15 protein-coding genes are annotated in these 13,848 nt (G+C 72.5%); 11 read left to right on the top strand and 4 right to left on the bottom strand.

The window, feature by feature from the left end; all coding sequences use genetic code 11:
• Positions 1 to 150 precede the first annotated feature (150 nt).
• The 6 genes from aroC to BR98_RS05870 all read left to right on the top strand — a co-directional run bounded on the left by aroC (position 151) and on the right by BR98_RS05870 (position 5,264).
• Positions 151 to 1,335: a chorismate synthase gene (aroC, locus tag BR98_RS05895; protein ID WP_157537429.1), complete on the top strand. Its 1,185-nt coding sequence runs from the start codon at positions 151 to 153 to the stop codon at positions 1,333 to 1,335.
• Complete coding sequence (locus tag BR98_RS05890) at positions 1,332 to 1,868, top strand: shikimate kinase (RefSeq protein ID WP_035840827.1); 537 nt, start codon at positions 1,332 to 1,334, stop codon at positions 1,866 to 1,868. Before aroC ends, BR98_RS05890 begins: the two co-directional genes overlap by 4 nt.
• Complete coding sequence (gene aroB / locus BR98_RS05885) at positions 1,865 to 2,953, top strand: 3-dehydroquinate synthase (RefSeq protein WP_035840825.1); 1,089 nt, start codon at positions 1,865 to 1,867, stop codon at positions 2,951 to 2,953. The genes BR98_RS05890 and aroB overlap by 4 nt, the downstream gene beginning before the upstream one ends.
• On the top strand, positions 2,950 to 3,405 hold the full coding sequence (gene aroQ, locus BR98_RS05880; RefSeq protein WP_035840823.1) for a type II 3-dehydroquinate dehydratase: 456 nt from the start codon (positions 2,950 to 2,952) through the stop codon (positions 3,403 to 3,405). Before aroB ends, aroQ begins: the two co-directional genes overlap by 4 nt.
• Before the next feature lie 72 nt (positions 3,406 to 3,477).
• Positions 3,478 to 4,428, top strand: coding sequence for an AAA family ATPase (locus BR98_RS05875; RefSeq protein ID WP_035840820.1), 951 nt, complete (start codon positions 3,478 to 3,480; stop codon positions 4,426 to 4,428).
• 29 nt (positions 4,429 to 4,457) lie between these two features.
• Entirely contained in the window at positions 4,458 to 5,264 is an 807-nt protein-coding gene (locus BR98_RS05870) for an Fpg/Nei family DNA glycosylase (protein WP_035840818.1), read from the top strand.
• Positions 5,265 to 5,303: 39 nt separating this feature from the next.
• Here the strand turns inward: BR98_RS05870 and BR98_RS05865 are convergent, their stop codons facing one another.
• The 3 genes from BR98_RS05865 to BR98_RS05855 all read right to left on the bottom strand — a co-directional run bounded on the left by BR98_RS05865 (position 5,304) and on the right by BR98_RS05855 (position 8,947).
• Entirely contained in the window at positions 5,304 to 6,527 is a 1,224-nt protein-coding gene (locus tag BR98_RS05865; protein WP_035840816.1) for an MFS transporter, read from the bottom strand.
• A 175-nt stretch (positions 6,528 to 6,702) separates the two neighbouring features.
• The gene (locus BR98_RS05860) at positions 6,703 to 8,106 is read right to left on the bottom strand and encodes a lipase maturation factor family protein (RefSeq protein WP_035840814.1); all 1,404 of its coding nucleotides are present in this window, start codon (positions 8,104 to 8,106) and stop codon (positions 6,703 to 6,705) included.
• A 22-nt stretch (positions 8,107 to 8,128) separates the two neighbouring features.
• Positions 8,129 to 8,947 carry an SAM-dependent methyltransferase gene (locus BR98_RS05855; RefSeq protein ID WP_232247253.1) on the bottom strand — a complete coding sequence of 273 codons (819 nt, stop codon included), beginning with the start codon at positions 8,945 to 8,947 and terminating at the stop codon, positions 8,129 to 8,131.
• Positions 8,948 to 9,103: 156 nt separating this feature from the next.
• Between BR98_RS05855 and BR98_RS05850 the strand changes: the two genes are divergently transcribed.
• The 4 genes from BR98_RS05850 to BR98_RS05835 all read left to right on the top strand — a co-directional run bounded on the left by BR98_RS05850 (position 9,104) and on the right by BR98_RS05835 (position 12,275).
• On the top strand, positions 9,104 to 10,210 hold the full coding sequence (locus tag BR98_RS05850) for a M24 family metallopeptidase (protein ID WP_035840811.1): 1,107 nt from the start codon (positions 9,104 to 9,106) through the stop codon (positions 10,208 to 10,210).
• A gap of 70 nt (positions 10,211 to 10,280) precedes the next feature.
• On the top strand, positions 10,281 to 10,847 hold the full coding sequence (gene efp / locus BR98_RS05845) for an elongation factor P (protein WP_035840808.1): 567 nt from the start codon (positions 10,281 to 10,283) through the stop codon (positions 10,845 to 10,847).
• A gap of 2 nt (positions 10,848 to 10,849) precedes the next feature.
• Positions 10,850 to 11,287 carry a transcription antitermination factor NusB gene (nusB, locus tag BR98_RS05840; protein WP_035840806.1) on the top strand — a complete coding sequence of 146 codons (438 nt, stop codon included), beginning with the start codon at positions 10,850 to 10,852 and terminating at the stop codon, positions 11,285 to 11,287.
• Between the two features lie 139 nt (positions 11,288 to 11,426).
• Positions 11,427 to 12,275, top strand: a complete 849-nt coding sequence (locus BR98_RS05835; RefSeq protein ID WP_035840804.1) for a thioesterase family protein — start codon at positions 11,427 to 11,429, stop codon at positions 12,273 to 12,275.
• Between the two features lie 132 nt (positions 12,276 to 12,407).
• Here the strand turns inward: BR98_RS05835 and bldD are convergent, their stop codons facing one another.
• Positions 12,408 to 12,911, bottom strand: a complete 504-nt coding sequence (bldD, locus tag BR98_RS05830; protein ID WP_035840801.1) for a transcriptional regulator BldD — start codon at positions 12,909 to 12,911, stop codon at positions 12,408 to 12,410.
• 324 nt (positions 12,912 to 13,235) lie between these two features.
• Here bldD and pyrR point away from each other — a divergent pair, with 324 nt between their 5' ends.
• Positions 13,236 to 13,844 (top strand): bifunctional pyr operon transcriptional regulator/uracil phosphoribosyltransferase PyrR, encoded by a 609-nt coding sequence (pyrR, locus tag BR98_RS05825; RefSeq protein ID WP_035840799.1) that lies wholly within the window; start codon positions 13,236 to 13,238, stop codon positions 13,842 to 13,844.
• Positions 13,845 to 13,848 lie beyond the last annotated feature (4 nt).

Raw genomic sequence — 13,848 nt, 5'->3', positions numbered from 1 at the left:
CGATTGTGCATGTCCGCCCACCGGACCGTGGCTGGATCGACGGGGCGAACGTGAAAGGATTCGGAGGTGGGCCGCAGCAGGAGCCCACTGGAGCCCGGCCGGGCCCGCGGTACCGAGGGCCGCACCCGGGCCGCTGACGAAGGAGCACCGTTGGGTACGTTGCGCTGGCTGACGGCGGGGGAGTCGCACGGCCCCGCCCTGGTTGCCACCCTGGAGGGCCTGCCCGCGGGCGTCCCCGTGACCACGGCGGCGGTGGCTGACGCGCTGGCCCGACGCCGGCTGGGCTACGGCCGCGGCGCCCGGATGAAGTTCGAGCAGGACGAGGTGACCTTCCTCGGCGGTGTCCGGCACGGCCTGAGCATGGGCAGCCCGGTCGCGATCATGGTCGGCAACACCGAGTGGCCCAAGTGGGAGCAGGTGATGTCGGCCGACCCGGTGGATCCGGAGATCCTGGCCGGCCTCGCCCGCAACGAGGCGCTCACCCGCCCCCGCCCCGGCCACGCCGACCTGGCCGGCATGCAGAAGTACTCGATCGACGAGGCCCGCCCGATCCTGGAGCGCGCCAGCGCCCGCGAGACGGCCGCCCGGGTCGCGCTGGGCACCGTCGCCCGCGCCTTCCTCAAGGAGACCTGCGGCATCGAGATCGTCTCGCACGTGGTCGAGCTGGGCGCCGCCAAGGCCCCGGCCGGCGTGCTGCCGCTGCCCGCCGACGAGGCCCGCCTGGACGAGGACCCGGTGCGCTGCCTGGACGCCGACGCCTCCAAGCGGATGGTCGCCGAGATCGACCAGGCCCACAAGGACGGCGACACGCTCGGCGGCGTGGTCGAGGTCCTCGCGTACGGCGTGCCGGTGGGCCTCGGCTCGCACGTGCACTGGGACCGCCGCCTGGACGCCCGGCTGGCCGCCGCGCTGATGGGCATCCAGGCGATCAAGGGCGTCGAGGTCGGCGACGGCTTCGAGCTGGCCCGGATCCCCGGCTCGCAGGCGCACGACGAGATCGTGCCGACCCCGGACGGCGTCAAGCGCACCGCCAACCGCTCCGGCGGCACCGAGGGCGGCCTGTCCACCGGCGAGCTGCTGCGGGTGCGGGCCGCGATGAAGCCGATCGCCACCGTGCCGCGCGCCCTGCAGACCATCGACGTGCGCACCGGCGAGCCCGCCAAGGCCCACCACCAGCGTTCCGACGTCTGCGCGGTGCCGGCCGCCGGCATCGTCGCCGAGGCGATGGTCGCGCTGGTGCTGGCCGACGCGGTGAGCGAGAAGTTCGGCGGCGACCACGTCTCGGAGACCCGCCGCAACGTGCAGAGCTACCTCGACCACCTGATCGTCCGATGACCGGTCCCGCCGGTCCGACGACCGGTCCGCTGGTGGTGCTGGTCGGCCCGCCCGGGGCCGGCAAGAGCACGGTCGGCCGGCTGCTCGCCGAGCGCCTGGGCACCGACTTCCGGGACACCGACGCCGACATCGAGCAGCGGGCCGGCAAGCCGATCCCGGAGATCTTCATCGAGGACGGCGAACCGCACTTCCGCGAGCTGGAGCGGCAGGCCGTGGCCGACGGGCTGGCCGAGCACCCCGGCGTGCTGGCGCTCGGCGGTGGCGCGGTGATGGCCGAGGCCACCCGTACCCTGCTGAAGGGCCGTCCGGTCGCCTACCTGGAGGTCGCGCTCGCCGACGCCGTCCGGAGGGTCGGCCTGGACGCCCCGCGCCCGCTGCTCGCGGTCAACCCGCGCCAGCAGTGGCGCGAGCTGATGGAGCGCCGCCGCCCCCTCTACCTGGAGGTGGCCGCCGCCGTGGTCGACACCGAGGGGCGCACCCCGGAGCAGGTCGCGGACGCCGTCCTGGAATCCCTGGAGCTGAAGGAAGCATGACTGAGACCGTCACCATCCACGTCGGCGGTTCGGCCGGCCACGAGCCCTACGACGTGCTGATCGGCCGTCAGCTGCTGGGCGAGCTCGGCGCGCTGATCGGCAACCAGGCGAGGCGGGTCGCGATCATCCACCCGGAGGCGCTGGCCGCCACCGGCGAGGCGATCCGCGAGGACCTGCTCGCCCAGGGGTACGAGGCGATCGCGCTCCAGGTGCCGAACGCCGAGGACGCCAAGAGCGCCGAGGTCGCCGCGTTCTGCTGGTCGGCGCTCGGCCAGACCGGCTTCACCCGCACCGATGTGATCGTCGGCCTGGGCGGCGGGGCGACCACCGACCTGGCCGGCTTCGTCGCGGCCACCTGGCTGCGCGGGGTCCGCTGGATCTCGATGCCCACCACGCTGCTCGGCATGGTGGACGCGGCGGTCGGCGGCAAGACCGGCATCAACATCGCCGAGGGCAAGAACATGGTCGGCGCTTTCCACCCGCCGGCCGGCGTGCTGGCCGACCTGGCCACCCTGGAGACCGTGCCCAAGCACGACTACGTCTCCGGCCTGGCCGAGGTGATCAAGTGCGGCTTCATCGCCGACCCGGTCATCCTCGACCTGGTGGAGGCCGACCCGGAGGGCGCCAAGACCCCGGCCGGCCCGCACACCGTGGAGCTGATCCAGCGGGCCATCCAGGTGAAGGCGGACGTGGTCTCCGGCGACCTCAAGGAGGCCGGCCGGCGCGAGATCCTCAACTACGGCCACACCCTGGCGCACGCCATCGAGCGCAACGAGCGGTACAAGTGGCGGCACGGCGCCGCGGTCTCGGTCGGCATGGTGTTCGCCGCCGAACTGGGCCGGCTGGCCGGGCGGTTGGACGACGCGACGGCCGACCGGCACCGCACCGTGCTGGCCTCGGTCGGCCTGCCGCTGAGCTACCGGGCGGACGCCTGGCCGAAGCTGCTGGACGCCATGAAGATCGACAAGAAGTCGCGTGGCGACCTGATCCGCTTCATCGTGCTGGACGGTCTGGCCAAGACCTCGGTGCTGGAGGGCCCGGACCCGTCGCTGCTGGTCGCGGCCTACGCGGAGGTGTCCGCGTGAGCCAGGCCTTCGGTCAGCGCGTCCTGGTGCTGAACGGTCCGAACCTGGGCCGGCTCGGCAGCCGGGAGCCCGACGTCTACGGCGCCACCTCCTACGCCGGCCTGGTCGAGCGCTGCACCAAGCTCGGCAAGGAGCTCGGCTTCGAGGTCGAGGTCAAGGAGACCAACTCCGAGCAGCAGATGATCGAGTGGCTGCACTGGGCGGCCGATGAGAAGACCCCCGTGGTGATCAACCCGGGTGCCTTCACGCACTACTCGTACGCGATGCGCGACGCGGCCGCCCAGCGCACCGCGCCGCTGATCGAGGTGCACATCTCCAACCCGTACGCACGCGAGGAGTTCCGCCACACCTCGGTGATCGCCTCGATCGCCTCGGGGACCATCGCGGGCTTCGGTCTCGGGTCGTACGAGCTGGCCCTGCGCGCACTGGCGGAGCAGCTCACCACGCGTTGACCTCGACATATCAGTGTGCTCGGCGTCAGGCGGCCCGGCGGCGGACTGTGCTCGCCGCCGGGCCGCCGTGTAATGTCCCCGCCGGGAGGTGTGACCGTGACGCAGCAGTACGCCGGGGGAGTGCCCCCGCGACCGCCGGTGCCGCCTGCGCCCGTACCGCACGCGCAGCAGCTGCCGCCGTCGCCCGCCGACCAGCACGCGCCGCAGCAGCCGACGGGTCAGCCGACGGTCGCTCAGCCCGCCGTGCCCCCGCCGCCCGTGACGGTCGCTCAGCCGCCGGCTGCCGCGCCCGCCGCCCCTGCCGCGCCTCCCGCACCGACCGCACCTCCGGCGCCGGCCCGCCGGCTGCAGGTCAGTGCGCCGAGCGCCGCCGTGCCGCCGGGGTCGACCGGGCACTTCGTGATGCCCACCGGCGCGCCGGTCCAGCTCCCGACCCACCCCGCGCCGCACCCCGGCCAGTTGCCCCCCGGCCCGCTGGCGGTGCTGCTGATCGGCCCGGCCGGGGCCGGCAAGACCACGGTGGCCCGGCACTGGGCCGAACGCCGCCCGGTGCCCACCGCGCACATCAGCCTGGACGACGTCCGCGAGTGGGTGCAGTCCGGCTTCGCCAACCCGCAGTCCGGCTGGAACAGCGCCTCCGAGGCCCAGTACCGGCTGGCCCGCCGCACCTGCGGCTTCGCCTGCCGCAACTACCTGGCCAACGGGATCTCCTGCATCATCGACGACGCGGTCTTCCCGGACCGTCCGGCGATCGGGCTGGGCGGCTGGAAGCGGCACATCGGTCCCGGCATGATCCCGGTGGTGCTGCTGCCCGGCCTGGACTCGGTGCTCGCCCGCAACGCCCGCCGCAGCGGCAACCGGCGGCTCAGCGACGAGCAGGTGGCGCTGATCCACGGCCGGATGGCCGGCTGGTACAACTCCGGCCTGCCGATCATCGACAACTCCCAGCTGGACGTGGCCGGCACCGCCGACGCGCTGGACCGGGTGATCGCCGCCCGACTGACCGGGCAGCCGGTCCGCTGAACCGTTCGACCAGAGAGCTCTGATCCGCCATGCCCGAAGGCCACGTCCTGCACCGGCTCGCCGCCGAGAACCTCCGTGCGTTCGGCAGCCGCCCGGTCGCCGTCTCCAGTCCGCAGGGCCGGTTCGCCGAGGGCGCCAAGCTGGTCGACGGGCAGGTGCTGGAGCAGGCCGAGGCGGACGGCAAGCACCTCTTCCTCGGCTTCGCCGACGCCTGGCTGCACATCCACCTGGGCCTCTACGGCGGTTTCACCTTCGGTGCCGCGCCCGCGCCCGACCCGGTCGGCCTGATCCGGCTGCGGCTGGAGAACCAGGAGCACTACGCGGACCTGCGCGGCCCGGCCACCTGCGAGCTGCTCACCCCCGCCGAGAAGGACGTGGTGCACGCCCGGCTGGGTCCCGACCCGCTGCGCGCCGACGCCGAGCCCGAGCGCGCCTGGGACCGGATCACCCGCAGCCGCAGCACGATAGCCGCCCTCCTGATGGACCAGAAGATCCTGGCGGGCGTCGGCAACGTCTACCGTGCCGAGGTGCTCTTCCGGCACGGCATCGACCCGCACCGGGCCGGCCGGGACCTCGCCCGCGCCGAGTGGGAGCTGATCTGGCGGGACCTGGTCGAGCTGATGCGCGAGGGCGCCGCGATCGGCCGGATCGACACCGTCCGCCCCGAGCACACGCCCGAGGCGATGGGCCGCCCGCCCCGGGTGGACGACCACGGCGGCGAGGTCTACGTCTACCGCCGCACCGGCCAGGCCTGCCTGGTCTGCGGCACCGAGGTCCGCACCGAGCAGCACGCCGCCCGCAACCTCTTCTGGTGCCCGAACTGCCAGCAGCGCTGACCACCCGGCCGGCCTGACCGGGTCAGGCGGGCAGCAGGGTCAGGCATGCAGCAGCTGGCGCGGGGTGGCGGCGTCCGCGTCGCGCAGCGCGTCCAGCCGCCGCAGGCAGGCGCGCCGCTGCAGCAGCGACAGGCCGGTGACGCCCGCCCCGAGGGCGAGCCAGCCGACCGGTCCGGCCGTCATCACCGCGCCGGTCAGCAGCAGCGGCCCGACCGACTTCTGCACGGACTGGGACATCCCGGCCACGCCCAGGTAGGAGGCCCGCGCCCGGGCGGGTGCCAGCGAGACGGCCAGCTCCCAGGAGGTGACCGAGCGGACCAGCTCGGCCAGGGTGACCAGGACCGCGGCCAGCAGCAGGGCCGCCGCCGCCGACCAGGCCCCGGCGCCGGTGCTCGCGGCCAGTACGGCGCAGCAGGCGAGCAGCGTCACCCCGTACCAGGCCACCGCCCCGGCCGCCCGGCGCGGGCCCTCGGTCCGCCTGGAGACCGGCAACTGCAGCAGCACCACCACCACGGTGTTGATCACCAGGAAGGCCGGCACGAAGGCGTGCGGGGCCGTGGTGTGGTGCACGAGCCAGAGCGGCAGCCCGACGTTGAGCACCGAGTCCTCGAGGCACATCGGGATGTCCAGCAGCACGAAGAGCAGGTAGCCGCGGTCCCGCCAGGGGCTGGGCGCGGGTGCCGGGTCGTCGGCGGGCTCGTCCGCGGAGCGGGCCACCACCTGCCCGAGCCCGCTCGGCTCCCGGGTGTGCCAGATCAGGGCGGCGGCCAGCAGGTAGGAGAGCGCGTCGGCCAGGATCAGTGCCCGGTAGGCGTTCGTCGTCCCCACCGCGAGTCCGATCGCCGCGATGCCGGCGCCCACCGCGTACCCGGCGTTGGCCACGGTGCGGAACAGTGCCTGGTAGGTGCCCCGCTGCCGGCCGGCGACCCGGGTGGCGAAGAGCATCTCCAGTGTCTTGGCCCCGCGCTCCGCCAGGCAGGTGACCGCCACCACCGGCAGCAGCGCCGCGAAGCCGTGCACCGCCAGCATCAGGCCCATGGTCCCGAGCCGCAGCAGGTGACTGCCGATCAGCAGTCCGCGCACCGGCAGGCGTTCGGCCAACCGGCCCGCGATCGGCGACCCCGCGATCCCCGCGACCGCCGCCACGCCCACCAGCAGCCCCACCTGTCGCGCGTCCAGTCGGCAGACGAAGGTGAAGTACAGCACCGAGGCCGCCGCCCACACCCCCGTGCCGGTCCGGTCCAGGCCCTGCGCGAGCAGCATGATCCGCGCATCCCGCCCACCCGGCGGCCGCCGCAACTGCGCGATCAACCCGTCGCCGTCCCACCTCATGCCACGACCCCCGTCTCACCGTTCCATCAATCTCGACGTCAAGATACTTGATGTCGAAAGAATCGCGGAAGGATTTTCCTGCGGGCCGACCCGGGCAGGGCGGTTCTCAGATTCTCCTGACCGGCGCCAGGTAGAGCCGCCGCCCGGACCGGTGCCACCAGGCGCCGGTCTCCCGTCGCTCGGCCCAGCTGGTGTACCGGTACCGGTACTGCACCGCGCGGACGTAGCGCGGCGGCTCGGTCGGGAACGGGTTGTGCCGCAGCAGCCGCAGGGTCGGCGGGTCCGCGGTCAGCAGCCGCTCCACGAGGAGCCGCAGCCACGGCCGGGCGTAGCCGGGGGAGAGCGCGGCGAACCACATCAGCCAGTCCAGCCGCAGGTGGTAGGGCGCGTACTGGCGCGGGCGCCGGCGCACGTCCCCCGGCTTGCCCTTGAAGCCGTACTCCCGCCAGACGGTGGACGGGGTCAGCACCGCCTCGTCCGTGCCCTCCAGCACCACCTCGAAGCGGACCCGGCTGATGCTGCCGAAGGCGCCGTAGGTGTTCACCAGGTGCAGCCGGTTGAAGGAGTAGTTCATCAGCTGACGGCGTGACAGCAGGTTGCGGGCCGGCCAGTAGCTGAGCACCAGCACCAGGGCGGTGCAGAGCAGCACCGCCACCTCGAACCAGAGCGGCGCCCGGGCGGTGGCCGGCCCCGGCGCGCCCGGCAGCCGCAGCGCGCCGAAGGCCAGCGCGATGGTCAGCCAGTTGAGCCAGGCGAAGTTCCCGGACAGCACCAGCCAGAGCTGGGTCACCACCATCGCCCCGGCCGCCACCGAGGCGATCGGCTGGGGGGTGAAGAGCAGCACCGGGAAGCCGAGCTGCGCGACATGGTTGGCCGCCACCTCGACCCGGTGCAGCGGCATCGGCAGATGGTGGAAGTACCAGCTCAGCGGCCCGGGCATCGGCTGGGTCTCGTGGTGGTACCGCAGGCAGCTCAGGTCCCGCCAGCAGGAGTCGCCGCGCAGTTTGATCAGCCCGGCCCCGAACTCCACCCGAAAGAGCAGCCAGCGGACCAGCAGCAGCATCGGGAACGGCGGCGCGACCTGCGCGTTTCCCAGGAAACAGGCGAGGAAACCGGCCTCCAGCAGCAGCGACTCCCAGCCGAAGGCGTACCAGGTCTGCCCCACGTTGACGATCGAGAGGTAGAGGAACCACAGCGCGGCCCAGAGCAGCATCGAGGCCCACAGCGGCACCGCGTCCGCCAGCCCGGCGCAGATCCCCGCCGCGAGCGCGGCCCCGCTCCAGGCGACGGCGGCGAAGCGGCGGTCCGAGTACCCCCACTGGAAGAGGCTCGGCGCCTCCCGCCACCCCCGGTGGCGCAGGTAGCGCGGCACCGGCAGCAGTCCGTGCTCGCCGATCAGCGCCCGGAACTGCTGGGCCGCCGTCAGGAACCCCGTCAGGTAGACGGCGGCCAGCAGACGCTGCAGGACCAGTCTGCTCAGTGCGTAGTCGGGCGCGGTGAACCACTCCACGCGCCCATCCCACCACCTGCGGCTACGGCTTGCGGGCCACCGCGCCGTAGTAGTACGCCGAGTCGACGTCCACGCCGTCCGGCACCTCGCCCCAGCCGAGCACCGGCACCACGCCGGGCTCGACCAGCTCCAGGCCGTCCAGGAAGCGCGCCACCTCGGCGCGCGAGCGCGGGGTGAGCGTCACGTGCGCGTGCTCGGCGGCCCGCACCGCGATCGCCACCTCCTCGGGGGCGAAGTCCCCGCTCGGGTGGGTCAGGGCCACGTAGCTGCCCGAGGGCAGCGCGTCGATCAGCGCGCGGACCATGGCCCACGGGTCCTCGGCGTCCTTGAAGAGCATCAGCACCGCGATCAGCAGCAGGCCGACCGGCTGGTCCCGGTCGATGATCTTCCCGAAGGCCGGGTGGCCCAGGATGTCGGCCGGCTTGCGCAGGTCGCCGAGGATGAAGGAGGTCCGCCCCGCCGGGTGGCTGGAGATCATCGCCCGGGCGTGGGCAAGCACGATCGGGTCGTTGTCGACGTAGAGCACCCGGCTCTCCGGGGCCAGCGCCTGGGCCACCTCGAAGGTGTTGCCGGCGGTCGGGATGCCGGTGCCGACGTCCAGGAACTGCCGGATGCCGCCCTCGGTGACCAGGTGGCTGACGGCCTTGGCCAGGAAGTCCCGGTTGGCCCGGGCCATCGCGCGCATGTTGGGCACGGCCGCGATGATCTGCTCGGCCAGTTCCCGGTCGGCCGGGAAGTTGTCCTTGCCGCCCAGCCAGTAGTCGTAGACCCGCGCCGAGTGGGCGACGGTGGTGTCGATCTCGACGGGCTCCCAGTCGTCCGACAGCTCCGACTCGGTCACGGTGATCCTCCCCAACAGTGGCAACCCGATGGCCGCGCCGCGCAGCCTATATGACTGATCGTCATGCTGCCCGGGCAACTGTCCGAACGGTGTCAAGGTAACCGTCCGGCTCCCCACAACAGGCGCCCGACCTGCACTCTTCGTAGGCTGGCAGGTATGTCTGATGCGCACGCGGCCCGCCGGGAGCGGCTCAGCGAGTACTGCAGTGCGGGCGGAGCGGACGCGGCGCTGATCACCAAGCCCGCCAACGTCCGGTACCTCACCGGTTGCGCCCCGTGCGGCGCCACCCTGCTGCTCACCCGGGAGCGCGCGCTGCTCGTGCTGCCCGCCGGCCTGCCGCCGGACGACACCGGCGAGCACCCGTACGCGGTCGACCTGCCGCACCTGACCGCCGAGCCGGAGCAGGACACCGCCGAGGTCGCCGCCGAGTCGGCGGCCGGCCTGCGGGTCTCGGACCTGGCGGTGGAGGAGCACGACCTGACGGTCAGCCGCCTGCGCGCGGTCGCCGCGCTGGCCCCGGCGGTGCGCCTGACGGACCTCAACCGGGCGGTCGAGCACCTGCGGGTGGTCAAGGACGAGCAGGAGATCGCCGACCTGCGGATCGCCGCCGAGATCGGCGACCAGGCGCTCGGCGAACTGCTGGAGTCGATCCTGGTCGGGCGGACCGAGCGGCACCTGGCGATGGAGCTGGAGCGGCGGATGATCGACCACGGCGCGGACCGGGCCGGCTACCCCGTCTCGGTCGGCACCGGCGGCCACTCGGGCCGCAGCGCCCACCAGCCCACCGACCGGCGGGTCGAGGAGGGCGACTTCCTCACCGTCTCGCTCGGCGCCCAGTACCGCGGCTACACGGTCTGCAGCACCCGCACCTTCGTGATCGGCGCGGCCCCCGCGGCCTGGCAGGTCGAGCTGCACCGGCTGGTCTTCGAGGCCCAGCGGGCCGGTCGGGAGGCGCTGCTGCCGGGCGTGCCGGGCAGCGCGCCGGACCGCGCGGCCCGCGAGGTGCTGCGCGCGGCGGGCCACGTCGAGCAGTGGCCGCAGCCGTTCGGGCACGGTGTGGGGCTGGAGGTCAGGGAGGCGCCGCAGCTGGGACCCGACGAGATGGGTAAACTGGACAATCGCGTGCCGGTCACCGTCGGTCCAGGGGTTCACCTCCCGGGCCGCGGCGGGGTCCGGATCGAGGACACGCTCGTCGTACGCCCCAGTGAAGCGGGCGGGCCCGAGCTGCTCACCATCACCACCAAGGAGCTCCTCGCCCTGTGACCACCGACTCCGGTGGAACAGGCGCGCACCCCTTGGTTCCTTGACAGCTATATCAGGAGTAAGTGCGCCCGTGGCTTCCACGAACGATCTCAAGAACGGCATGGTCCTCAAGCTCGACAACGACCAGCTCTGGTCCGTGGTCGAGTTCCAGCACGTCAAGCCGGGCAAGGGCCCTGCCTTCGTGCGCACCAAGCTCAAGCACGTACTGAGCGGCAAGGTCGTCGACAAGACGTTCAACGCGGGCACCAAGGTCGAGACCGCCAATGTCGACAAGCGCGGCATGCAGTTCTCGTACAAGGACGGCGAGCAGTTCGTGTTCATGGACATGGACACCTACGACCAGCTGATGATCGGCCCCGAGGTCGTCGGCGACGCCGCCAAGTACCTGCTCGAGGGCTTCGAGGCCCTGGTCGCGGTGTACGAGGGCAACCCGCTCTACATCGAGCTGCCGGCCTCCGTCGAGCTGGTCATCGAGGAGACCGAGCCCGGTCTGCAGGGCGACCGCTCCACCGGTGGCACCAAGCCGGCCAAGCTGGAGACCGGTGCGGAGATCGCCGTTCCGCTCTTCATCACCACCGGCGAGAAGATCAAGGTCGACACCCGTGACGGCAGCTACCTCGGCCGGGTGAACAAGTAACCGTGTCGGCCGCACGCAGCAAGGCCCGCACGCGCGCCTTCCAGATCCTCTTCGAGGCCGACCACCGCGGCGTCGATCCGCTCTCGGTGCTCGCCGACTGGGTGGCCCGTGCGCGGGAGCCCAAGCCGGACGAGGGCGTCCCGCAGGTCGCCGAGTACACCATGCAACTGGTCGAGGGCTATGTGCAGCACGCCCGCCGGATCGACGAGCTCATCTCGAGCTACGCGGTCGGCTGGACGCTGGACCGGATGCCGGTGGTGGACCGCAACGTCCTGCGGCTCGGTGCCTACGAGCTGATCTGGGAAGACGGCGTGCCGGACGCGGTCGTCCTGGACGAGTCGGTGGAGATCGCCAAGGAGTACTCCACGGACGACTCGCCGGGCTTCGTCAACGGACTGCTGGCCAGGTTCCAGGAGAACAAGGCCTCGATCCGCCGCTGAGCCCCGCCACCGAGCCCCCGTGCTCCGATCGGCATGCGCTGATGGCCGCCAGACGAATCGTCTGGCGGCCATCGCCAGTTCACCGCCCTGGAGTAAGCTGCCTACTGGCCAGTAACTTCGTAGAGAGGGCGGCGTTCGCATGACCACCGCGACCGCGACAAGCAGTGAGTTCGACCAGGGCATCGCGCTGCACCCGGACGGCGAGTCCGGGTGCTACCGCGGTGAGTTGGGAACCGGCTGGCAGATCGGCGGCGGGATCAACGGCGGCCTTCTGCTCGCGGTCGCCGCCAACGCGCTGCGCCAGGAGCTGCCCGAGCACCCGGACCCGCTCTCGATCAGCTGCTACTACCTCTCCGCCTCCCGCCCCGGCCCGGTCTCGGTCCGTACCGAGGTGGTCCGGCGCGGCCGTTCGCTCTCCACCGCCACCGCCGTGCTCTACCAGGACGACGAGGACGGCACGCCGGTCGAGCGGCTCAGAGTGCTGGCCAGCTACGGCGAGCTGGCCGCCCTGGACGGCGAGGTGCAGACCTCGGCCACCCCGCCCGCCCTGCCGCCCAAGGAGCAGTGCATCGGGGTGGAGCACGCCCCGCCGGCCTTCGTCGAGCAGGCCGCCCTGCTGCAGCGCTTCGACCTGCGGCTGGACCCGGCCACCGTCGGCTGGGCGCTCGGGCAGCCGTCCAAGGAGGGCCGGATCCAGGGCTGGTTCCGCCTGGCCGACGGTCGCGAGCCCGACCCGCTGGCGCTGCTGCTGGTCGCCGACGCGCTGCCGCCGGTCACCTTCGACCTCGGGATACCCGGCTGGGCGCCGACCATCGAGCTGACCGTCCACCTGCGGGCCGTGCCGGCGCCGGGCTGGCTGCGGGTCAGTCACGCCACCCGCAACCTGGCCGGCGGCTACTTCGAGGAGGACTGCGAGATCTGGGACGAGGCGGGCCGCCTGGTCGCCCAGTCGCGCCAGCTGGCCCGCGCGCCCCGCGTGCAGCAGTAGCACCGCAGCGCGCAACGCGACCCGGCCGCCTCGGCCGAGCCCCCGAGCGCCCGGCGCATCCGGCAACGACAACGGCGCGGCCCGCAAGGGCCGCGCCGTGACGTTTCTTCAGCTAACGAGACTGGGCGGAGCTCAGCTCGCGTCCTCCTCGCGGACCGCGCGGCGCGCGTCGGAGTTGAGCACGCCCCAGCTGATCAGCTGCTCGGTGAGGATCGACGGCGACTGGTCGTAGATCACGGCCAGCGTGCGCAGGTCGTCCTGGCGGATCGACAGCACCTTGCCGTTGTAGTCACCGCGCTGGGACTGGATGGTGGCCGCGTAGCGCTGCAGCGGGCCGGCCTTCTCGGACGGGACCTGAGTCAGTCTCTCCAGGTCCAGCACCAGGCGCGGCGGCGGCTCGGCCGCACCGCCCGGGGTGCCGCCGGGCAGCAGCTCCTGCACCGGGACGCCGTAGAACTCGGCCAGCTCGGCGAGTCGCTGCACGGTCACCGCGCGGTCGCCGCGCTCGTAGGAGCCGACGACGACTGCCTTCCAGCGCCCCTGGGACTTCTCCTCAACGCCGTGCAGGGAGAGCCCCTGCTGAGTGCGGATGGCGCGGAGTTTGCCTCCGAGCTGCTTCGCGTAGTCGCTGGACATTGTTCTCCCCGGACGAGAATTGCGTGTTCATGGTGGTCACGGGGGAGAGGAGGGGTGCCCCGCTGCCCAGAACGTCCGACCGGTGGGTTCGACGCCCGTTCCGTAACTCACTGTGAGGTTACGTAGAGTAAGGTAGCCGCGTCAAGCCGAATGGGGCAGTCGTGCGAATGGTCTGCTACCTCTGCGTGAACACGACACAAAGGCTGGCGGGCACCGCATGATCACCCTGGTAGCATGGCTGAGGCCTCCGGCACGACCGGGCAGCCATCCCAAGACATCCTTTAAGGCCCGTCCAGTGAGGCGGGGAAGGAGGTCCGCTTCGGCATGACCACACAGACTGACACACCGCGTCCGCCGCACCAGGTGCTGGACGGCGCGGACATCTCCCGGGTGATCACCCGGATCGCGCACGAGATCGTGGAGCGCGCCAAGGGCGCGGAGGACGTCGTCCTCCTCGGCATCCACACCCGTGGCGTCCATCTCGCCCGCCGGCTGCACGCCAAGCTGACGCAGATCACCGGCCGCGAGATCCCGCTCGGCACCCTCGACATCACCATGTACCGGGACGACCTGCGGCTCAAGCCCGCCCGCGCCCTGGAGCACACCGAGATCCCGCCCACCGGGATCGACGGCAAGCTGGTGATCCTGGTCGACGACGTGCTCTTCTCCGGCCGCACCGTGCGCGCCGCCCTCGACGCCCTCGGCGACATCGGCCGCCCGCGCGCCGTGCAGCTCGCCGTCCTGGTCGACCGCGGCCACCGCGAGCTGCCCATCCGCGCCGACTACGTGGGCAAGAACCTGCCCACCTCGCTGCGCGAGGCCGTGCAGGTCCAGCTCTCCGACACCGACGGCCAGGACGCCGTGCTGGTCGGCGACCGCGACTACGCCGCCCGCAGCTCGCAGGCCCTCGCCGCCCCGTCCACCCCGGAGTAGAACC

Source organism: Kitasatospora azatica KCTC 9699 (genome assembly GCF_000744785.1).
Taxonomy (GTDB): Bacteria; Actinomycetota; Actinomycetes; order Streptomycetales; family Streptomycetaceae; genus Kitasatospora; species Kitasatospora azatica.
The sequence above is the reverse complement of the archived record's forward strand: the minus strand, read 5'-3'. Positions and strand labels throughout refer to the sequence as shown.